This window comes from Nocardioides euryhalodurans, assembly GCF_004564375.1.
Classification (GTDB): Bacteria; Actinomycetota; Actinomycetes; order Propionibacteriales; family Nocardioidaceae; genus Nocardioides; species Nocardioides euryhalodurans.
Genome location: NZ_CP038267.1, coordinates 2,728,293 through 2,747,111, shown reverse-complemented (window position 1 = coordinate 2,747,111; position 18,819 = coordinate 2,728,293). Strand labels below are relative to the sequence as shown.

The window sequence follows — 18,819 nt, the reverse complement described above, 5'->3', positions numbered from 1 at the left end:
CGCAGGCACCACGGTCACGGCGAGACCCGCCGTCCCTCGAGGGAAGCCTGCGCCGGACCTGCGGTCGGCAGGTCGACGAGGTCGTGCCGGAGCCATCCCCGGTAGACCGAGACGAAGATCAGCGAGGGCACGACCGTGGTCAACGGCCAGAGCACGTAGAAGAACAGTGCCGTCGTCGTGGGCAGCCCGCCGATCGTGCCGGTGCCCTCCGCCGTGGCGTGGGCGGCGGCGAACAGGACCAGCGTTGCGGCACCGAAGAGCGCGATCTGGGTGACCGACGACCGGGACCAGCGACCGGCCCGGTTGAGTGCGCCGAGCAGCATCATCGACGTGGTGAGGACCGGGACGGCGTAGTAGACCGGCTGCCACCAGTCCCAGACCATGCCGGCCGTGGCGGCACCGATGGTGAGGAAGGCGACGGCCACCAGTGTGTCGACGCGGCGGGGGTGTCCGCCGAGCCCGTCGGACGCGCTGACACCGAGCTCGACGAACTGTCGGGACGAATCCGCGGAGGGCACCGCGACCGACAGCGCCACGAAGATCAGGATCCCCAGGCAGATGACCGCCCCACCGGCCTGGAAGTAGGCCGGCAGCGTGAGCACTCCCTCGGTGGTCAGGATCGTCACGAGGAGGTTGGCCACGATGCCGAAGGTGACCGCCACGGTGGTGGCGAGCGCTGTCGCGCGACGCCAGTAGAGGCCCAGCACCAGCGGCCCGAAGATCGCGGCAGCGAACGCCGCCCAACCGATGGCCCCGAGGATGAAGACGACCTGGCTCAGGTAGAGGGCGAAGACCAGCGAGCACAGGACGACGAAGGTGCTGGCGATGCGCGCCCACCGCAGTTCGTGGCGGACGGTGATCCCGAGGGCGCCGGTCAGGTCGCGCATCAGGGCCGAGGCGCCGACCGCGATGAAGGAGTTGGCGCTGGACATGATGGCGGCCAGGAGCCCGGCGAGCACGAACCCGGCGAAGGCGGGCGAGACCATGCTGTCGAGGTACCAGGTGGCGGTGTTGTCGATGTTGTCGAGCTCGGGCGCCCGCCCGGTCATGGTGAGGCCGCGCATCGTCAGCCCGATCCCCAGCGCGAACAGGGTCGTCACGGCGTACGCGACCGCCGCCACGAGCGCCCCCCACTTCAGCTCCGAGGGGGAGCGCAGCATGAGGAACTTGGTGACCAGCTGGGGTTGGGCTGCCGCGCCGAGGATCGCGAGCAGGACGAACGTGAACACGTAGGTCAGTGGCTGGCTCCCGTCGAGCCTGAGGAACGACACGTCCTGCGCGGCGATGGTGTCGAGCGTGGCTCCCCACCCGCCGAGGGTGTTCGTGGAGACGACGAAGACGCCCACCGACATCGCGACCATCAGCAGACCCTGGACGAAGTCGGTCCAGGCTCCGGCCAGCATCCCGCCGACGACCGTGTACAGGGCCACCACCGCCGAACCCACGATGGCCCCGACCGTCACCGAGGTACCGAAGATCAGGCTCATGATGACGCCGATCGCGGTCACCTGCGCCGTCATGTAGGCGACCGACCCCACGAACATCGCCACTGACATGGACAGGTGGGCCGCCCGTCCCGGGTACCTGAGCCGGATCACGTCGGGCACCGAGTACACGTCGTGGTGGCGCGCGAGGCGGTAGAGCCGGCTCCCGAGCAGGAACCAGGACAGGGCGAACGACAGCGGCACGAACAAGGCGGCGGCCACCAGGGCCTGGACGCCCCACGCATAGGTGTTGGCCGTGTGGCCGATCATGCCGAAACCGCTCTGGATCGAGGAGAACGTGCCGACGGCCATGACGAGGAAGCCCAGCGTCTGGCCCGCGACCAGGAAGTCCTTGGACGAGGTGACCCGGGACCTGGCCCAGGCCCCGATCCCCAGCATGAGGGCGAAGTAGACGAGGACGATCGTGATGGCTGAGCTCATGGTGGGGTGCGCCTCCCGAGGGCCCGACCACCGAGCTCTGGTCGGTGGTCCTGTGGAGTGATACTACGTAGTATTATGTGACGCGACCCACTCTCGTCAACCGCCCAGGAGTCCCGATGAGCGCCGCCACACCACGCGAGGCCGGGACCGACGGCCGGAGGACGCAGGCCCGCGCACGGGTCCTCGACGCCGCTGCGGAGGCCTTCATGCGCGGTGGTTTCGGCGCCACGACGATCGACGACATCGCCGAGGAGGCGGGCGCGACCAAGGGCCTCGTCTACTACCACTTCCGGTCGAAGTTCGACGTGTTCCTGGCGGTGTACGGCGAGGGGATGCGCCGGGTCCGGACCCGGGTCGAGCCCCACGCCACCGGGCCGGGCACCGGGCGGGCACGGCTCTCGGCCATGTCCCACGCGCACCTGATGAACCTGATGACAGACCTCGCCTACCACCACGTCGTGCACCAGGGTGTGCGCGCCCAGGACTCCCCGGAGCTGCGGATCCGGCAGCGCGACGCCCTCAGCGCGCTCAACGAGCTGCGTGGCGGCTACGAGCTGATGTTCCGGGAGGTCGTGGTCGAAGGGATCGCCGACGGCTCCCTGCGCGAGGTGGAGCCTGCGCTGGCGACACGCACCCTGCTGAGCAGCCTGAATGCGGTCGACGTCTGGTTCCGCAGGGTCGACGCCCAGCCCGAGTCGGAGCTGGAGGAGCTGGCCGGCCGGGTCGTCGACGTCCTCGTCGGCGGGCTGGGCGCAGCACCCTCCGCCCGCTGAGGCCGAGGCTCAGGCCGCGGCGCCCACCTGCTTGCCCGCCTCCTGGCGCTTGGCGAGCTGGGTCAGCCGGGCCTGGGCGGCACGGCGGACCTTGGGCCCCTTGGTCGACATCGCCCACAGCGTCTTGAGCTGCGAGGGCAGGTTCTTCCTGTTGGTCGTCGCGAGCCAGCCGTTGGGCAGCGACAGCCGGACCACCTTGTGCCAGGCGGAGTAGACCTGCGGCACCAGCGGGCGGGAGCAGTAGGTCAGGTCGTACTTCTCGAAGAGCGCCTGCACCTTGGGGGCGATCTCGGCGTAGCGGTTGGACGGCAGGTCCGGGAACAGGTGGTGCTCGACCTGGTGGGAGAGGTTGCCGCTCATCACGTGCAGCGCCTTGGAGCCGGAGATGTTGGCCGAGCCGAGCATCTGCCGGACGTACCACTCGCCCTTGGTCTCGCCGTCGATCGAGCGCTTCTCGAAGGTCTCAACGCCCTCGGGGAAGTGGCCGCACAGGATGATCGAGTTGGACCAGAGGTTGCGCACCACGTTGGCGGTGAAGTTCGCCGCCAGCGTCGGCAGGAACGAGCCGGTGGGCAGCGACAGCAGCGGGTGGACCACGTAGTCCTTGGTCGCCTGCTTGCGGATCTTGGCGACGACCTCCTTGGCCCGGCGGCGGAACTCCGGGTCCTTGGTCTGCTTCTTCTTCACGACGGCGCCGAGGTCGAGGTCGTACGCCGCGATGCCGTACTCGAAGAAGACGGCGTTGATGAAGCACCAGACCGGCTGGCCGAGGTGGAAGGGCGACCAGCGCTGGTCCTCGTCGACGCGCATGATGCCGTAGCCGAGGTCGTTGTCCTTGCCGATCACGTTGGTGTACGTGTGGTGCACCTGGTTGTGGCTGTGCTTCCACTGCTCGGCGGGCGAGGCCATGTCCCACTCCCACGTCGTGGAGTGGATCTTGGGGTCGCGCATCCAGTCCCACTGGCCGTGGAGGATGTTGTGGCCGATCTCCATGTTGTCGAGGATCTTGGCGACGCTCAGGCCGGCGGTGCCGACCACCCAGGCCGGCGGGAAGGCGCTGAAGAGCAGCACCGCGCGGCTGCCGAGCTCGAGGCCGCGCTGGGTCTTGATCATCCGGCGGATGTAGGCCGCGTCGTCGGCACCGCGGGAGTCGATGACGTCCTGCCGGATGGCGTCGAGCTCCATCCCGAGCTGCTCGATGTCCTCGGGGGTGAGGTGGGCGATCGGGTTGTCGGCCTTCTTCTGGATGACAGTCATGACTCTCCTGTGATCAGTGGTCGATGTGGCAGGCGCCGGCGGCGGCGCTGATGCAGGTCTGGATCTTGATGGCGCCGCTCTCGCCGGGGATGGCGGTGGTGACCTCGCCGTTGCGGAGGTCGCGGACGGTGCCCTCCTTCATGGGGAGCACGCAGCCGAAGCAGATGCCCATCCGGCACCCGCTCGGCATCAGCACCCCGGCGTCCTCGGCGGCGTCGAGGATCGGGGTGGAGCCGTCGGCCTCGAGGGTGCGGCCGTCGGCGAAGGTGACGGTGCCGCCCTCGCCGGCCTCGACGCGGGTGGTGCGGAACTGCTCGGTGAACAGCTCCAGGCCCTTGTCCTCGTGGAAGTGAGTGAGCGCGTCGAGCAGGCCGGCCGGTCCGCACGCGAAGGTGGTGCGCTCGGCGAGGTCGGGCACCATCGCCGGCAGCTCCTCGACGTCGAGCAGGCCGTGCTGGTCGTCGTAGCGGGGAACCAGCCGGATCGCGCCGGCCTCGGCCAGGGCCTCGAGGTCGCGGAGGAAGATGGAGTCGGGGCGGCTCGGCGCGACGTGGACGACCACCACGTCGTGGTGCGTGGTCCGGTTCGGGCGCAGCACGCCCTCGTCGGTCGAGGGGAAGAGGTTGCGCAGCATGCCGATCACCGGCGTGATGCCCGAGCCGGCGGTGACGAAGAGGAACCGGCCACCCTGCGGCGGCAGCACGAACTCACCGGCCGCCTGCTCCAGGTGGACCATCGTGCCGGGACGGGTGCGGTGGACCAGGTGGTGGCTCACCAGCCCGTCTGGGACGGCCTTGACCGTGATCGCGATCCGGCCGTCGGGCCGCGGACCGTGGGTGAGGGAGTAGGCGCGCCACTGGCGTACGCCGTCGACGTCGATGCCGATGCGGAGGTACTGGCCCGGGACGTGGCCGGCCCAGTCGGCGCCCGGCCGGATCACCAGCGTGGCGGCGTCGCGGGTCTCGGGGATCACCTGCTCGATGCGGCCGCGCAGGTCGGCGCCGGCGCGCAGCGGCGCGAAGAGGTCCAGGAAGTCGGCCGGCACGAGGGGGGTGGTGGCAGTCTCGGCCAGCCGGACCAGGCGGGACCGGAGTGCTGACGTCATGGCACCAGCCTGACTGAACGGTAGGCTCAAGGCATGACCAGCAGGCGTGAATCTCGCGCCGTGTTTTGTTCGGAGATGACAAATGACGACATCCTCGGCCTCACGCCGCCTCGACCACGAGGTCCTCGAGCTGCTCCGGGGCACGCTCTCGGACGTCGCCCAGCACACGATCGCGGCGGTCCGCGAGGAGGTTCCGGCGTACGGCGAGGGGCTCGGCGACCAGCTCGCCGCCACCATCGAGCAGGCCGTCCAGATGGCGCTCGCGGGCTTCCTGCGCGTCGCGAGCAGCACCACCGACCCCGGGACGCCCCTGACGCCGACGCTCGAGGGCGCCTACGCGCTGGGCCGCGGTGAGGCCCGGGCGGGGCGGTCGGCCGACGCGCTGCTGTCCGCCTACCGGGTCGGGGCGCGGGTCTCGTGGCGCGAGCTCTCGGCGACCGCGGTGGCGGCCGGGGTGCCGGCCCAGGCGGTCGCGTCGTTCGCGGAGCTGGTCTTTGCCTACATCGACGAGCTCTCGGCGGCCTCGGTCGCCGGCCACACCGACGAGCTGGAGACCTCCGGCCGGGTCCGGCAGCGCTACCTCGACCAGGTGGCGGCCGGGCTGCTGCGGGGCGAGTCGCCGGAGTCCCTGGCGCCCGACGTCGAGCGCGCCGACTGGAAGCCGCCGCGCACGCTGACCGCCGTCCTGCTCCCGGAGGCGCAGGTGAGGCCCGTGCTCGGGCTGGTGCCCAGCGGGGCACTCGTCCCCAGCGAGCACGGGCTGCCCGAGGAGGGGCTGGCGGCGGTGCTGGTGCCGGACATGGAGGGGCGCTCCCGGACCCGGCTGCTGCGGGTGCTCACCGACCGGCACGCGGTGGTCGGCCCGGCCCGGCCGTGGCCGGAGGTGCGGGCGTCCTTCGACCGGGCGGTGCGGGCGCTCCCGCTGCGGCGGACGGCGAGCACGGTGGACACCGACCAGAACCTGCCCGCGCTCGTGGTCAACGCCGACCCCGAGGCGCTGGCCGACCTGCGCGCGGTCGCACTGGCGCCGCTGGCCGACGTACGGCCGTCGACCGCGGAGAAGCTCGAGGCGACGCTGCGCTCGTGGCTGCTGCACCAGGGCCGGCGCGAGGACGTCGCGGCCGACCTCTTCGTGCACCCGCAGACGGTGCGCTACCGGATGAACCAGCTGCGGGAGCTCTACGGCGACCGGCTCGAGGACCCGGACACGGTGCTGGCCCTGACGCTGGCGCTGGCCTGAGCCCCGTCCGGCGTTACAGCGAGCCGTGGACCAGCTCCCCCGCCACCCACGTCGCGTGGACCGAGGTGGCGAGCAGGTGCTTGGCCTCCTCGGCGGGGTCGGCGCGGGGGGACAGCGGGTCGCTGTCGAGCAGCACCAGGTCGGCGGGGTGGCCGGCCGCGACCGTGCCGAGCCCGTCGGTCGAGGCGGCGAGCGCCTCGCGCGGGGTGATCGCCTGCTCGGGGTGCCACGCCTCGCGGTCGTCGGCAGTGCGGTGCACGGCGGCGGCCATGGCCAGCCACGGGTCCAGCCGCGCGACCGGGGCGTCGGACCCCAGCGCCAGCCGGACCCCGTCGTCGATCATCCAGCGCAGCGCGAAGCAGCGGTCGCCCCGGCCCGGCCACAGCCGTTCGCTGACGTCGCGGTCGTCGAGCAGGTGGGCCGGCTGCACGCTCGCGGTGACGCCGAGCTCGGCCATCCGGCGCACGTCCTCGCGGCGTACGAGCTGGGCGTGCTCGATCGAGCCGTGCGCCGCCGTCTCCGCGAAGGCGTCGAGCGCGTCGCCGACGGCCCGGTCGCCGATCGCGTGCACGGCGACGGACAGCCCGTGGCGGGTGGCCCGGCGCAGCAGCCCGCGCAGCTCCTCGGGTGTCTGGTTGGGGTGGCCGTGCGGGAAGCCGAGCGGCGAGGGCCCGGCGTACGGGTCGCAGCACCACGCCGTCTTGGTGTTGAGGGAGCCGTCGCTGATGATCTTGAGCGGCCCCATCCGGGCGCGGTCGTCGCAGCCGGGCAGCAGGTCACCGGTCCGCAGACCGGCCCCGATCACGCCGTCCAGCCCGTCGGCGTACGTCGCCATCCGGATCCGCAGCAGCCCGGCGCCGGCCACCCAGCGCTCGGCCCACTCCTCGTGCCCGCCGCTGAACTCGAAGTCGGTGAGCCCGACCACGCCGAGCTCGGCGGCGGCCTCCATGGTGCGGCGGTAGGCCTCCGGGCCGGTGCCGTCGTCGCCGAGCACCGACGCCAGCCGGCCGTACGCGCGGAACCACTCGGCCTCGGCGACGACGCCCTCGCGCAGGGGCATCGCCAGCATCATCAGGGCGGTGGAGTTGAGCCAGGCGTGGTGGCCGTCGCCGGCGATCAGGATGATCGGCTGGTCGGTCCCGATCGCGTCGAGCATCGAGACCACCGGCTCCTCCGGCCAGGCCGTGGGCCGGTGCCCCCACCCGATCACGGGGAGGTCGGGCCACTCTGCGAGCCGCTCGCGGACCAGTGCCACGGCCTGGTCGGCCGAGCGGGCGCCGGCGAGGTCGAGACGCGCGCTGGCGAGGGTCCACTGCGCGAGGTGGACGTGGTGGTCCCACAGGCCGGGCATCAGCCAGCGGCCGTCGGCGTCCACCTCGGGCAGGCCGGGGTCGGCGACGTCGGCGCCGACGGCGGTGACGACGCCGGCGGTCACGCGGACGTCCACCGGTTCGCCCGGCCCTCCCGCGCCGTCGACGTCGACCAGCCGGGCACGGCGCAGCAGGAAGCTCGTCATGGCGTCACGGTAGGACGGCGCGGCTCACACCGGGCAACCGGACGCAGGGCGAGACGGGACGCGGTGACCCCGGTCGCGACGACGGGGCGGCTCAGTCGACGTGCCGCCTCGACTGCACGACCCGGAACCGCGAGGCGACGTAGGCGCCGTCGGTGTAGGAGGCGTTGGCCGCCGGGTTGGCGCCGGTGCCGTGGAAGTCGGAGTAGGCCGCCGACTGGTTGACGAAGACCCCGCCGAGCAGGTTCTCGCTCAGCGCGACCCCGGCGTCGAGGGCAGCCTCACGCATGGCGGCGACCACGTCGTCGGAGGTGGAGTAGACCGAGGCCGTCATCGCGCCGTGCCGCTGGACGGTGTCGCGGAAGAGGTCGATCGACTGGTCGGTGCCCTCGGTGGAGATGAGGTAGGCCACCGGGCCGAAGCACTCCTGCTCGTAGACCTCGGCGTCCTCCGCGGTCAGCCCGACGATGGTGGGCGTCCGCACGGTGGCGTCGGCGTACGCGGGGTGGGTGACGGTCCGCGACGGGACCAGCACCTCGCCGTGGGACCCGGCAGCCTCGAGCCGCTCGAGCACGCCCGGGTTGACCACGCCGCCGAGCAGCTCGACCGCACGCGCGTCGTCACCGAGCAGCTTCTCGAAGGCGGCGCCGATCCCCGCCGCGACCTCGGTGGGCGTCTTCACCCCGTCGTCGGTGCTGATGCCGGCGGCCGGGAGGTAGACGTTCTGGGGCGCTGTGCACATCTGGCCGGTGTAGAGGGCGAAGGAGAAGGCGAGGTTCTGGCACATCGCCCCGAAGCTGTCGGTGGAGTCGACGACGACGGTGTTGACGCCGGCCTTCTCCGTGAAGACGGTCGCCTGCCGGGCGTGCTCCTCGAGCCAGTCGCCGAACGCGTTGCCGCCGGTGAAGTCGATCAGCCGCACCTCCGGGCGGACGGCGAGGACGGCCGCCAGGCCGTCGGCAGGGTCCTCGGCGGCCAGCGTCACGAGGTCGGGGTCGAAGCCCTCCTCGGCCAGCACCTCGCGGCACGCCTGGACCGTGATCGCGAGCGGCAGCACCGCTCCCGGGTGCGGCTTGACGACGACCGGGTTGCCGGTGACCAGCGAGGCGAAGAGGCCGGGCCAGGAGTTCCAGGTGGGGAAGGTGTTGCAGCCGACGACCAGCGCCACGCCGCGGGGCACCACGGTGAAGGTCTTCTCCATCGTGATCGGCACCCGTCCCGGCTTCTCCCAGCGCGCCGTGCTCGGCGTCCGGGTCATCTCGACCCAGGAGTAGGCGATCGCCTCGAGGGCGCGGTCGAGAGCATGGGCGCCCCCGGCCTGGAAGGCCATCACGAAGGCCTGGCCGCTGGTGTGCTGGACGGCGTTGGCGAGCTCGAAGACGCGGCCGTGCAGCCGGTCGAGGATCTCCAGGCAGACGCCGGTCCGACCCTCGGGCCCGGCGTCGCGCCAGTCGCGCATGCCCGCGGAGGCAGCGGCCAGCAGCGTGCCGACGGCCTCGTCGGTCGCCGGCACGCGCGGGTAGCGCACGCCGAGGTCGATCCCGAAGGGCGACTTCTCGGTCGCCACCGTGCCGACGCTCCCCGGCGTCTCCAGCGGGAAGGCCTGCCCCAACCAGGCGTCGAACGCCGCCTTCCCGGCGGGCGCCGCGTCCTCGCCGTAGACCCGGGGCGACGGCGACTCGTCGAAGGCCGAGAAGTACGCCCGGGTGGCGCTGGCGGCGACCGCGGCGTCGAGCCGGTCGCGGTGCTGGGAGAGCAGGTCGTGGGTCATGGGCCACACCCAACCACAACGGCCACTACGGTGACCCCGTGAGCGTACGGGGACTCGGCCTGGTGCTGGTCCTGCTCGCCCTCGGCGTCCTCGGCGGCTACGCGTACGCCGGCCTCGGCCTCGACCCGGTCCGCTCCGACGGGGCGCCCGCGCCGCTGGAGGCGGCCGACCCGGCCCTGCCGTTCACCCCGCCCGAGAAGGTCAACCCGGACGCCGACCTGCCGCCCGTGGCCACCGACCTGCCCGTCGCCCCGGCACGGGTCGGGAGCCCGCCCGAGGGCGTCGTCGTGCCGGCTCCGGTCGGCTGGGAGCGCACCGACCTGCCGACGACCGAGTCACGGTGGAGCGCCCCCGGCCGGCCGATCGGGAGCTACGGCGTCCGGGTGCAGGTGCTCGACCGCAACCGTTCGATCCCGCAGGCCGTGGCCGAGCGCGCCGCGGCGCTCCCGCTCGACCCGCTGGTCAGCGACCTCGAGGTGCTCGACCAGTCAGGCGACACGCTGCGGGCGTCCTTCATCCTCGACGGCTACCGCAAGCTGACGATCATCCGCTGGGTCAGCTTCGACGGCGGCATGGTGGACGTCGAGATCGCCGCGACCGGGCGGCTGATCGACCAGCCCGGGCTCGAGGCGCTGGTGGCGCGGATGGCGACCGACGTACGACGTCAGCCGGAGCGCGGCGAGCCGGAGGAGTAGGGGCGGCGCGCCTCGCGATCCTCAGCCGTCCCGCTGCTCGCGCTTCGTCGCGATGGCGCGGCCGGCCCGGAAGGCCAGCAGCGGCGCCATCACCACGGCGACGGCGAGCACGACGAAGATGACCGCCACCAGCACGATCTCCCCAGCACCCATGGGGCGAGCATAGGCCGTGGCCCGCCCGGGGTCAGAACCCCGGGACCTCCACCGAGCCCAGCACCTCGTAGGCCCGCGACCGGCTGTCGCTGCGGACCTGGATCCACAGGGAGCGGTTGCTCGCCACCTGCCGGACGCGCTCGACGATGACGCCCGGACAGCCGAGCGAGACCTGGGTGAGCAGCGGGTCCTGGCCGACGGTGTCGCCGACCGGCGCGAGGACCGTCTCGCACTCCTCGTGGCCGGGCAGCTGCTCGGGCAGGTCCTCGGCCGCGAGCACGCCGACGAAGACGCCCTCTGCACCGGCCTCCCCGTGGTGCCAGTCGGGGTCGGTCCCGACCGACAGCGCGGGCAGGACCTGCGACTGCCCGGGCGGCCTCCACTGGCCCGCGACGGTCGAGCCCGACCACGTCTCGGGGACTGTCACCCTCAGCGAGCCGGTGACGTCCTCGACCTCCACCGCGCGGTCCTGCCCCCGCCGGAGCGCGTAGCCGGCTGCCGCTCCGGTGACCACGACCAGCACCGCCACCAGCGCGAGCGCGAGCACCCGGGCCCGGGTCGGCCGGGGCCGCGTGGGTGGTTCCGGCGGCGTCAGCGGCTCCTCGTCGGGCAGCGACGTCGGCCGAGGACCGGGCTGGGTGAGGTTCGGGTCGAGCGGCAGCCACGGTCCCGGCAGCCCGGGCGCACGCCCGTCCGGCTCCGCGCCCAGCTGCGGCTGCAGGGCGGCCTCGAGGGCGGACACGAACGCCGCGACGTCGGTCCAGCGCTGCTCCCGGTCCGGCTCCAGCCCCCGGCGTACGACGGCCTCGACCTCGGGCCGGAACGGCCGCTCGGGCTGCGACAGCCCGGGAGCGGGGCCGGGGTCGGCAGCGGCCGAGAGCGACGCGTGCGTGAAGGGTGCCCGGCCGGAGAGGAGCAGGAAGGTGAGCGCGGCCAGGGAGTAGAGGTCGGCGCGCCCGTCGAGCCGCTCGCCCTGCGCCTGCTCCGGCGCCACGAACGACGGGGTCCCGGCGATCACGGTCAGCCGCGAGGACATGTCGAGCGCCTTGCCGAGGCCGAGGTCGGCGAGCATCGCGCGGATCTGCTGGCCGCCGCCGCCCTCGCGCGTGTCGACGGTCCGGAAGAGGACGTTGGCCGGCTTCACGTCGCGGTGGAGCACGCCCCGCTCGTGGAGCGCGGTCAGCCCCAGCCCGACCTGGCGGACCACCTCGAACGCCTGGCCGGTCGTCAGCCCCTCGACCTCCAGCCGGTCGGCCAGGGTGCCCTGGTCGGCGTACGACATCACGAGGTAGGGACGGCCGTCGTCGAGCTCACCGGCGTCGTAGACCGCCACCACGTGGGGTGACTCCACCTTGCGGAGGAACCGACCCTCCTCCTGGAAGCGGCGCCGGACGTGGCCGTCCTCGGTCCAGTTCTCCGCGAGCACCTTCACCGCGACCGGGGAGTCCAGCTCCTCGTCGTAGGCGAGCCACACGGTGGCGAACCCGCCCGACCCGATGCGTCGACGCACCGCGTAGCGGCCGATCCGAGAGGGCATGGACACGACTGCATTATGTTCGACGGCACGGGGAAGGAGGCGCAGCATGACGAGGAGCACCGCAGGCGGCGCGACGCCGGACGAGATCGACGACCTAGCCCGACGCGCCCAGCTGGGCGACCGCGAGGCGCTCGAGGACCTGCTCGCCGCGGTGCGGCCCCGGACGCTGAACGTGTGCCGCGGGGTGCTCCCCCACAGCGCCGACGCCGAGGACGCCTGCCAGGAGGCGCTGGTCAACGTCGCCCGCCGGATCGACTCGTGGAGCGGCCACGGGCGCTTCACGACCTGGCTGCACGTGGTGGCGGTGAACGCCGCACGGTCGACCTACCGCCGGCTCAAGAACCAGGCCGTTCCCACCGACGTCGGCCCCCTGGAACGACCCGACCCCCGCACGACCAGCGTCATCGCCGGCACCCGGCTCGACCTGCTCGAGGCGATGGAGTCCCTGGAGCAGGAGCATCCCCAGTTCGTCGAGCCGCTGCTGCTCCGTGACGTCTACGGCCTCCCCTACGACGAGATCGCGGGGCTGCTCGACGCGCCGCTCGGCACGGTCAAGGCGCAGGTCCACCACGGTCGCCGGCTGGTCAGGCCGATGCTGCGCGGCGACGCCTGACGCGGCGCGTCCGCCGGCGCGCCACGGCGGTTACCCTGCCGTCGTGACCGACCGGCTCTCCGCCCACGCCCTCGTCGACCTGGTGCTCGACGAGGGTTCGTGGCAGGGCTGGGACACCCCGCCCGACCGGACCGGCGTCTCCGACGCGTACGCCGCGGAGCTGGACCGGGCCGCCGGGCGCAGCGGCGTCGACGAGTCGGTCGTCTGCGGCGAGGGCCTGATGCGCGGGCGCCGGGTCGCGGTGCTGGTCGGCGAGTTCGGCTTCCTGGCAGGCTCGATCGGACGGGCGGCCGCGGACCGGCTGGTCACAGCGGTCGAGCGCGCCACCCGCGAGGGACTGCCGCTGCTCGCGGCGCCGGTCAGCGGTGGCACCCGGATGCAGGAGGGCACGCCCGCCTTCGTCCAGATGGTCCGGATCTCGCAGGCGGTCGCGGCCCACAAGTCTGCCGGCCTCCCCTACCTCGTCTACCTCCGCAACCCGACCACGGGCGGGGTCATGGCGTCGTGGGGCTCGCTCGGCCACGTGACGGTCGCCGAGCCGGGCGCGCTCGTGGGCTTCCTGGGCCCGCGGGTCTACGAGGCGCTCTACGGACGGCCGTTCCCCGAGGGGGTGCAGACCGCCGAGAACCTCTACGCCCACGGGATCATCGACGCCGTCATCGCCCCCGACCGGATCGCCGACATCCTCGACCGCGCGCTGACGATCCTGATGGCGCCCCGGCTGGGCATCGGAGGTGTGCCCGAGCCCGGCGACGACCCGGTCCCCGACGTCGACACGTGGGACGTGGTCACCCGCTCCCGACGGACCGACCGGCCCGGCGTACGCCGGCTGCTGAAGTACGCCGCCACCGACGTCGTCCCCCTCAACGGCACCGGCCAGGGCGAGGCCGACCCCGGGCTGATGATCGCGCTGGTCCGCTTCGGCGCGGCACCGTGCGTGTTCCTCGGCCAGGACCGTCGCGGCCAGACCACCGACCACCCGCTCGGCCCCGAGGCGCTCCGGGAGGCGCGCCGCGGGATGCGGCTGGCCAGCGAGCTCGGACTGCCGCTGCTGACCGTGATCGACACCCAGGGCGCGGCGCTCTCCCCCGACGCCGAGAACGGTGGGTTGGCCGGCGAGATCGCCCGCTGCCTCTCCGACCTGGTGACCCTCGACGCGCCGACGCTGTGCCTGATGCTCGGCGAGGGCAACGGCGGCGGGGCGCTCGCCCTGCTCCCCGCCGACCGGGTCGTCGCCGCCCAGCACGCCTGGCTCTCGCCGCTGCCGCCGGAGGGGGCGAGCGCGATCGTCCACCGCGACACCGCGCACGCCCCCGACATGGCCCGCGCCCAGCAGGTCCGCGCGATCGACCTCCACCGGCTCGGTGTCGTCGACCGCATCGTCGCCGAGCTGCCCGACGCCGCCGACGAGCCCGAGGCGTTCTGCCAGCGCATCGGCGCCGTGCTCGAGCACGAGCTGGCCACGCTCCTGGCCACCGGACCCGGCTCTCCCGCCGACCGCGCCAGCCGCTACCGCTGACCCACGGTCAGGGGGCGAGCAGCACCACGTCGTGGGCCGCACAAGAGTCGGCGAGGTCCTCGCCGGGCGTCTCGGTGACGAGGGTCCAGGGGCCGGGCATCCGGGTCCAGGAGGGCGCGGTGGCGCCGACCTTGGAGGCGTCGGCGAGGACCAGGGTCTGCAGCGCCACGCTCGCGACCCGTTCCTTGAGGGTGGTCTCCTCGATCGTCGGCTCGCCGACCCCACGCGCCGGGTCGACGGCATCCGCACCGAGGAAGGCGACGTCGAAGGACATCCGCTCCAGGGCCAGGTCGGCCATCGGCCCGACCAGCCCGTGGCTGAGCCGGCGCACCTGACCACCGAGGAGGTGGAGCTCCACGTGCTCGGCGTCGGCCAGCACCACCGCCGTCTCGAGCCCCCGGGTGACGACGGTCAACGGGCCGAGCGTCTCGTCGGCGGCGAGCAGCCTCGCCAGCGCACCGCAGGTCGTGCCGGCGTCGAGGAACACCCGGGCGCCGGGCGTCACCAGCGGCCGGGCCAGCCGCGCGATGGCCGCCTTGGCCTCGGTCCGGACGCGGGCGCTGTCGCCCACCGAGCGCTCGTGGAACGGCGTGACCATCGCGCCGCCGTACGTCCGGGCCACCGCGCCGTCCTCGCGCAGCCGGGCGAGGTCGCGCCGCACCGTCGAGGCCGAGACCCCGGAGCGAGCAGCGAGCTCCTCGACGGAGGTCACGCCCTCCCGCAGCAGCCGCAGCAGGACGGCGTGGCGGGCGCGGGTCCCGGCCCGGGCGGTGCTCATGTCAGGAACCGTAGGCGCTGCGCATCCGCGGCACGAACGGGGCGTAGTCGACCGCCGCGAGGTACGCCGAGCGCATCGTGCCGTGGTCGGCCCGCCCGGTGCCTGCGATGTCGAAGGCCGTGCCGTGGTCGACCGACGTGCGCAGGATCGGCAGCCCGACGGTCACCGAGATGGTGCCGTCGAAGTCGTAGGTCTTGGCGGCGATGTGGCCCTGGTCGTGGTACTGCGAGAGCACGCCCTCGAAGCGACCCTCGAGCCCTTGGTGGAACACCGAGTCGGCGGGCACCGGCCCGTGGACCGGCAGCCCCTCGGCCCGCAGCTCCTCGCAGGCGGGGATGATCTCGTCGAGCTCCTCGCGCCCGAACGCGCCGTTCTCGCCGCCGTGCGGGTTGACCGCGGCGACCGCGAGCGTCGGCTGGTCCACGCCGTAGACCTCGAGCGCCTGCAGCGCCCGGCGGATCGAGTCGACCTGCCGGTCCTTCGTGAGCTGGTCGAGCGCCTTGCGCAGCGACACGTGCCGGGTCGCGAAGAAGACGCGGAGGTGGTGGTCGGGGGCGTGGCGGGACCGGACGACGAACATGGTGTCCTGCTTGGTGACGCCGGTGAGCTCGCCGAGCATCTCGGTGTGGCCGAGGTGCTCGCTGCCGCTCGCCCAGATCGCCTCCTTGTTGATCGGACCGGTCACCACGCCGTCGACCTGCCCGTCGAGCGCGGCCTTGGTCGCGACCTCGATGGCGGTGACAGCGGCCCTGCCGGCCGTCGCGTCGACCTGGCCCCAGGCGAGCTCCTGGTCGCCGAGGACCCCGATGTCGAGGACGTCGACGACGCCCTCCCCGGCCGACGGGGTGTCGAACCCGGTGACCTCGCGGACCTCGACGTCGAGCCCCGTCGCGGCGACGGCGCGCCGTACGGCGGCCGCGTCACCGACCGCGATGCCGTGGTGGCCGGGGTCGCCGGCGTACTCCGCCAGGGTCCGGACGGTGATCTCCGGTCCGATGCCGACGGGGTCGCCGAGGGTCAGGGCGAGGACGGGGGTGCTGGGCTTCGTGGTCATGGGTTCTCCTCCGTGGGGTTTCAGCGGACGCGGGTCCGCGCGGGCTGGACGTGGCGGCGGCCGGCCTCGGCTGCCTGCTCGAGGAAGGCGAGGCAGGCGACCGTGGTGTCGTCGTCGCCGACCAGGCCGCCCTTGGTGACGACCGGCAGCCCGGACCACGGGCCGCCGACGAAGCTCCCGGCGACGGCGAGCGGGACCACCTCGTCGGCGACGTCCAGGCCGTCGGCCGCGAGCTCGGTGAAGCAGGCAGCGGCGAGGTCGCCGCCGGTGAGGTAGAGGCCGTCGACGCGCTCGGACTCGAGGGCCCGACGGGCGGCCCGTGCAAGGGCGGCGGGCACCAGCGAGCGCACCGCGGGGGCGAGCAGGTCGCCGTCGCCGAGCGCCGAGGCCAGCAGCACGACCTCGCCGGCACCGGCAGCGGCGATCGCCGGGACGAGGGCGGCCGTGGTCGCGTCGGCGTCGGGGAGCCCGTCGGCGTCGAGCGCGAGACGGACGACGTGGACCGGCCGCACCGCCTGCAGCCGGGCGAGCTGGCGCCGGGTGAGATCGGTCGCGGAGCCGCTGACGGCGAGGTACGGCGACCCCTCGCTGCCGCTCCCGAGCCCGAGCGCACGTGCCAGGGCGACCGTCGCCGGGCCGGGGTCGACGCTGAGCCAGGTCACCCGCTCGACGCGTACGGCGGCCGCCGCCACCCGGTCGACGTGGTCGAGGGTCAGCGCGTCCGCCACGACGATGCCCGCCCCGGAGCGGACCGCCTCGGCGAGCGCCTCGACCAGCCCCTCGACCGGGCCGGTGACGGTCTCGAGCGGGAGCGACACGATCGGCAGGTCGGTCTGGGCGGCGAGCAGCCCGGCCACGTCCGAGCGGGCGATCGGTGAGCGCGGGTCGGCGGCGAGCTCGGTCTCCTCGAGCCGGCGGCCGGCGAGCAGCTGTACGCCGGCCACGGTCTGCCGCTGCGCGTCGGGATGGGCCGGGACGCAGAGCGCGACGACCGGCCCCGCGACGAGGTCGCGCAGCTCCTCGACGAGCGCCTGCGTGGTGGCGCCGATGTTGCCGCGCAGCGTGGAGTCGATCCGGTTGGCGACCAGGGTCGCCGGCCAGCCGGCCCGCACCGCCCGGCGTACGTCGTCGGCGGCTGCCTCGGGGGTGGCGTGCCGGTTGTTGGCCGAGACGACCACCGCGTCGAACCGGGACACGAACTCCGCGACGACCTCGGGATGGTCGGCGTCGGTCACGGTGACCGCCCGCAGCCGGGCCCGTGCGAGCCCGGCCGCGGTGGCGTTGGCGCCGGTCAGGTCGTCGGCGACGACCAGCACCGTGCCCCGCTCGGCGGCCTCGGTCACAGCAGCCAGCCTGCCAGCAGCACCAGCGGGATCGAACCGGCCCAGGCTGCGGTGGTGATGCCGGACCAGCCCTTGAGCGCCGCCACCCCGTCGAGTCCGGTGAAGCGGGTGACGACCCAGAAGTAGGAGTCGTTGAAGTAGCTGAAGACCATCGACCCGGCGCAGCAGGCGAGCGCCGCAGCGAGCGGGTCGAGGCCCAGCCCGGTGACCAGGGGCGCCGAGACACCGGCCGCCGTGATCATCGCGACCGTGCCGGAGCCCTGCGCGAGCCGGACCAGCGTCGCCACGAGGAACGGCACCAGGATGCCGGGAAGTCCGGTGCCGGCGATGGCCTCGGCGAGCTCGTCGCCGACGCCGGAGTCGCGGAGCACCTGGCCGAGGGCGCCGCCGGCGCCGGTGATCAGCAGGATCAGGCCGGCCGACGCGGCGGCGTCGGCGAGCCAGCCGCTCACCTTCTCGCGCGGGGTCCAGCGCGGCAGCAGCACGTAGACGGCCAGCACCAGGCCGATGAGCAGCGCGACGACGGGGTTGCCGATGAAGGCGAGGGTCGCGGCCCAGCCCGACGCGGTGTAGTCGTCCTCGGGGCCGAGCACGCCCTGGTTGCTCCGGTCGATCGCGGTGGCAGCGGTGTTGAGCACGATCAGCAGGAGCGGGACCAGCAGCGGCAGCGAGGCGACGCCGGCGCCGAGCTTCTTGCGCTCGGGACGCTCCCCGGAGGAGGTGGCCGGGTCGTCGACGACGGTCCCGGTCCCGGTCCCGCCGTGGCCGCCGCTGCCGACGGTGGCCGACTCGTAGACCGCGTTGCGGACCTCCGCGTTGATCTCCGACTCGAGCTTGGGGCCGATCCACTTCGCGTACGCCACGACGACGGGGAGCAGCAGCACCGAGAAGAGCAGTCCGACCAGGATCAGGCCGCCGAGGTCGGCGCCGAGGATGCCGGCGACGCCGAGCGGGCCCGGTGTCGGCGGGACCAGGTGGTGGGTCAGCGTCATGCCGCACCCGAGCGCCAGGGCGAGGGTGACGTAGCCGCCCTGCTTGACGCGGGCGATCGAGCGGGCGAGCGGGTTCATGATCACGTAGCCGGAGTCGCAGAACACCGGGATCGAGACCAGCGCACCGGTCGAGCCCATCGCCCACGGTTCGCGGCCCTTGCCGAAGGCCCGGAGGAAGGCCTTCGCGAGCGAGTCGGCACCTCCCGAGACCTCGAGGATCTTGCCGACCGCGACGCCGAGGCCGATCACGATGCCGATGCTCCCCAGCGTCGTACCGAATCCGGTGGTGATCGAGGTGATGGTGTCGGTGGGGGCGGAGCCCGCGATGGAGCCCGTGACCAGGGCGGCGATCAGCAGCGCGGCGAAGGCGTCGAGGCGGGTGCGCAGCACCAGCACGACGATCGTCGAGATGCCGACCACGAGGGCGAGCAGCAGCTGGATGTCCATGTGTTCCTCCTGTGTGACTGCGTTCACCATCTCAGGAAGAACTTGGTTGTTGCAAGCAGTTCGGACCCCCTAATTGCGCATTCTGCGCAATTAGGGGGTCCGAC

General features: G+C 73.3%; 16 protein-coding genes. 5 read left to right on the top strand and 11 right to left on the bottom strand.

Annotation, left to right across the window (positions count from 1 at the left end; genetic code table 11):
- Window positions 1-14: 14 nt before the first annotated feature.
- Complete coding sequence (locus tag EXE57_RS13150; protein ID WP_135078197.1) at window positions 15-1,925, bottom strand: sodium:solute symporter family protein; 1,911 nt, start codon at window positions 1,923-1,925, stop codon at window positions 15-17.
- Window positions 1,926-2,041: 116 nt separating this feature from the next.
- On the opposite strand from EXE57_RS13150, the gene EXE57_RS13145 reads away from it, so the two are divergent.
- The gene (locus EXE57_RS13145) at window positions 2,042-2,698 is read left to right on the top strand and encodes a TetR/AcrR family transcriptional regulator (protein WP_135078195.1); all 657 of its coding nucleotides are present in this window, start codon (window positions 2,042-2,044) and stop codon (window positions 2,696-2,698) included.
- A 9-nt stretch (window positions 2,699-2,707) separates the two neighbouring features.
- Here the strand turns inward: EXE57_RS13145 and EXE57_RS13140 are convergent, their stop codons facing one another.
- Both EXE57_RS13140 and EXE57_RS13135 read right to left on the bottom strand, forming a co-directional pair.
- The gene (locus EXE57_RS13140) at window positions 2,708-3,955 is read right to left on the bottom strand and encodes a fatty acid desaturase family protein (RefSeq protein WP_135078193.1); all 1,248 of its coding nucleotides are present in this window, start codon (window positions 3,953-3,955) and stop codon (window positions 2,708-2,710) included.
- Window positions 3,956-3,968: 13 nt separating this feature from the next.
- Window positions 3,969-5,060 carry a ferredoxin reductase gene (locus EXE57_RS13135; protein WP_135078191.1) on the bottom strand — a complete coding sequence of 364 codons (1,092 nt, stop codon included), beginning with the start codon at window positions 5,058-5,060 and terminating at the stop codon, window positions 3,969-3,971.
- 82 nt (window positions 5,061-5,142) lie between these two features.
- On the opposite strand from EXE57_RS13135, the gene EXE57_RS20390 reads away from it, so the two are divergent.
- Entirely contained in the window at window positions 5,143-6,300 is a 1,158-nt protein-coding gene (locus EXE57_RS20390) for a PucR family transcriptional regulator (protein ID WP_135078189.1), read from the top strand.
- A gap of 13 nt (window positions 6,301-6,313) precedes the next feature.
- Here EXE57_RS20390 and EXE57_RS13125 read toward each other — a convergent pair whose 3' ends face one another.
- Both EXE57_RS13125 and paaN read right to left on the bottom strand, forming a co-directional pair.
- A complete protein-coding gene (locus tag EXE57_RS13125) occupies window positions 6,314-7,816 on the bottom strand; it encodes an amidohydrolase (RefSeq protein WP_135078187.1) in 1,503 nt (500 codons plus the stop codon).
- Between the two features lie 91 nt (window positions 7,817-7,907).
- Window positions 7,908-9,584, bottom strand: coding sequence for a phenylacetic acid degradation protein PaaN (gene paaN, locus EXE57_RS13120; RefSeq protein ID WP_135078185.1), 1,677 nt, complete (start codon window positions 9,582-9,584; stop codon window positions 7,908-7,910).
- Between the two features lie 38 nt (window positions 9,585-9,622).
- On the opposite strand from paaN, the gene EXE57_RS13115 reads away from it, so the two are divergent.
- Window positions 9,623-10,279, top strand: a complete 657-nt coding sequence (locus tag EXE57_RS13115) for a hypothetical protein (RefSeq protein ID WP_135078183.1) — start codon at window positions 9,623-9,625, stop codon at window positions 10,277-10,279.
- 21 nt (window positions 10,280-10,300) lie between these two features.
- Here EXE57_RS13115 and EXE57_RS20385 read toward each other — a convergent pair whose 3' ends face one another.
- Together EXE57_RS20385 and EXE57_RS13110 are read right to left on the bottom strand one after the other, a co-directional pair.
- Window positions 10,301-10,432 carry a hypothetical protein gene (locus EXE57_RS20385; protein ID WP_279633145.1) on the bottom strand — a complete coding sequence of 44 codons (132 nt, stop codon included), beginning with the start codon at window positions 10,430-10,432 and terminating at the stop codon, window positions 10,301-10,303.
- A gap of 31 nt (window positions 10,433-10,463) precedes the next feature.
- Complete coding sequence (locus tag EXE57_RS13110; protein ID WP_244247090.1) at window positions 10,464-11,969, bottom strand: serine/threonine-protein kinase; 1,506 nt, start codon at window positions 11,967-11,969, stop codon at window positions 10,464-10,466.
- Window positions 11,970-12,015: 46 nt separating this feature from the next.
- Between EXE57_RS13110 and EXE57_RS13105 the strand changes: the two genes are divergently transcribed.
- Entirely contained in the window at window positions 12,016-12,582 is a 567-nt protein-coding gene (locus EXE57_RS13105) for an RNA polymerase sigma factor (RefSeq protein ID WP_135078181.1), read from the top strand.
- A gap of 43 nt (window positions 12,583-12,625) precedes the next feature.
- Entirely contained in the window at window positions 12,626-14,101 is a 1,476-nt protein-coding gene (locus tag EXE57_RS13100; RefSeq protein WP_135078179.1) for a carboxyl transferase domain-containing protein, read from the top strand.
- A gap of 7 nt (window positions 14,102-14,108) precedes the next feature.
- Here the strand turns inward: EXE57_RS13100 and EXE57_RS13095 are convergent, their stop codons facing one another.
- The 4 genes from EXE57_RS13095 to EXE57_RS13080 are packed head-to-tail and all read right to left on the bottom strand — an operon-like array spanning window position 14,109 to window position 18,715.
- Window positions 14,109-14,879 carry a DeoR/GlpR family DNA-binding transcription regulator gene (locus tag EXE57_RS13095; RefSeq protein ID WP_135078177.1) on the bottom strand — a complete coding sequence of 257 codons (771 nt, stop codon included), beginning with the start codon at window positions 14,877-14,879 and terminating at the stop codon, window positions 14,109-14,111.
- A gap of 1 nt (window position 14,880) precedes the next feature.
- Window positions 14,881-15,933, bottom strand: a complete 1,053-nt coding sequence (pdxA, locus tag EXE57_RS13090; protein ID WP_135078175.1) for a 4-hydroxythreonine-4-phosphate dehydrogenase PdxA — start codon at window positions 15,931-15,933, stop codon at window positions 14,881-14,883.
- Window positions 15,934-15,953: 20 nt separating this feature from the next.
- The gene (locus tag EXE57_RS13085) at window positions 15,954-17,276 is read right to left on the bottom strand and encodes a four-carbon acid sugar kinase family protein (RefSeq protein WP_135078173.1); all 1,323 of its coding nucleotides are present in this window, start codon (window positions 17,274-17,276) and stop codon (window positions 15,954-15,956) included.
- The gene (locus EXE57_RS13080) at window positions 17,273-18,715 is read right to left on the bottom strand and encodes a GntP family permease (RefSeq protein ID WP_208542849.1); all 1,443 of its coding nucleotides are present in this window, start codon (window positions 18,713-18,715) and stop codon (window positions 17,273-17,275) included. Before EXE57_RS13080 ends, EXE57_RS13085 begins: the two co-directional genes overlap by 4 nt.
- Window positions 18,716-18,819 lie beyond the last annotated feature (104 nt).

What these genes read in the sequence shown, in the direction of transcription:
- EXE57_RS13140 (WP_135078193.1), bottom strand. Translation starts at nt 3,955, where the DNA reads ATGACTGTCATCCAGAAGAAGGCCGACAACCCGATCGCCCACCTCACC.
- EXE57_RS20385 (WP_279633145.1), bottom strand. Translation starts at nt 10,432, where the DNA reads ATGGGTGCTGGGGAGATCGTGCTGGTGGCGGTCATCTTCGTCGTGCTC.
- EXE57_RS13125 (WP_135078187.1), bottom strand. Translation starts at nt 7,816, where the DNA reads ATGACGAGCTTCCTGCTGCGCCGTGCCCGGCTGGTCGACGTCGACGGC.
- pdxA (WP_135078175.1), bottom strand. Translation starts at nt 15,933, where the DNA reads ATGACCACGAAGCCCAGCACCCCCGTCCTCGCCCTGACCCTCGGCGAC.
- EXE57_RS13080 (WP_208542849.1), bottom strand. Translation starts at nt 18,715, where the DNA reads ATGGACATCCAGCTGCTGCTCGCCCTCGTGGTCGGCATCTCGACGATC.
- EXE57_RS13150 (WP_135078197.1), bottom strand. Translation starts at nt 1,925, where the DNA reads ATGAGCTCAGCCATCACGATCGTCCTCGTCTACTTCGCCCTCATGCTG.
- EXE57_RS13135 (WP_135078191.1), bottom strand. Translation starts at nt 5,060, where the DNA reads ATGACGTCAGCACTCCGGTCCCGCCTGGTCCGGCTGGCCGAGACTGCC.
- EXE57_RS20390 (WP_135078189.1), top strand. Translation starts at nt 5,143, where the DNA reads ATGACGACATCCTCGGCCTCACGCCGCCTCGACCACGAGGTCCTCGAG.
- paaN (WP_135078185.1), bottom strand. Translation starts at nt 9,584, where the DNA reads ATGACCCACGACCTGCTCTCCCAGCACCGCGACCGGCTCGACGCCGCG.
- EXE57_RS13105 (WP_135078181.1), top strand. Translation starts at nt 12,016, where the DNA reads ATGACGAGGAGCACCGCAGGCGGCGCGACGCCGGACGAGATCGACGAC.
- EXE57_RS13110 (WP_244247090.1), bottom strand. Translation starts at nt 11,969, where the DNA reads ATGCCCTCTCGGATCGGCCGCTACGCGGTGCGTCGACGCATCGGGTCG.
- EXE57_RS13095 (WP_135078177.1), bottom strand. Translation starts at nt 14,879, where the DNA reads ATGAGCACCGCCCGGGCCGGGACCCGCGCCCGCCACGCCGTCCTGCTG.
- EXE57_RS13145 (WP_135078195.1), top strand. Translation starts at nt 2,042, where the DNA reads ATGAGCGCCGCCACACCACGCGAGGCCGGGACCGACGGCCGGAGGACG.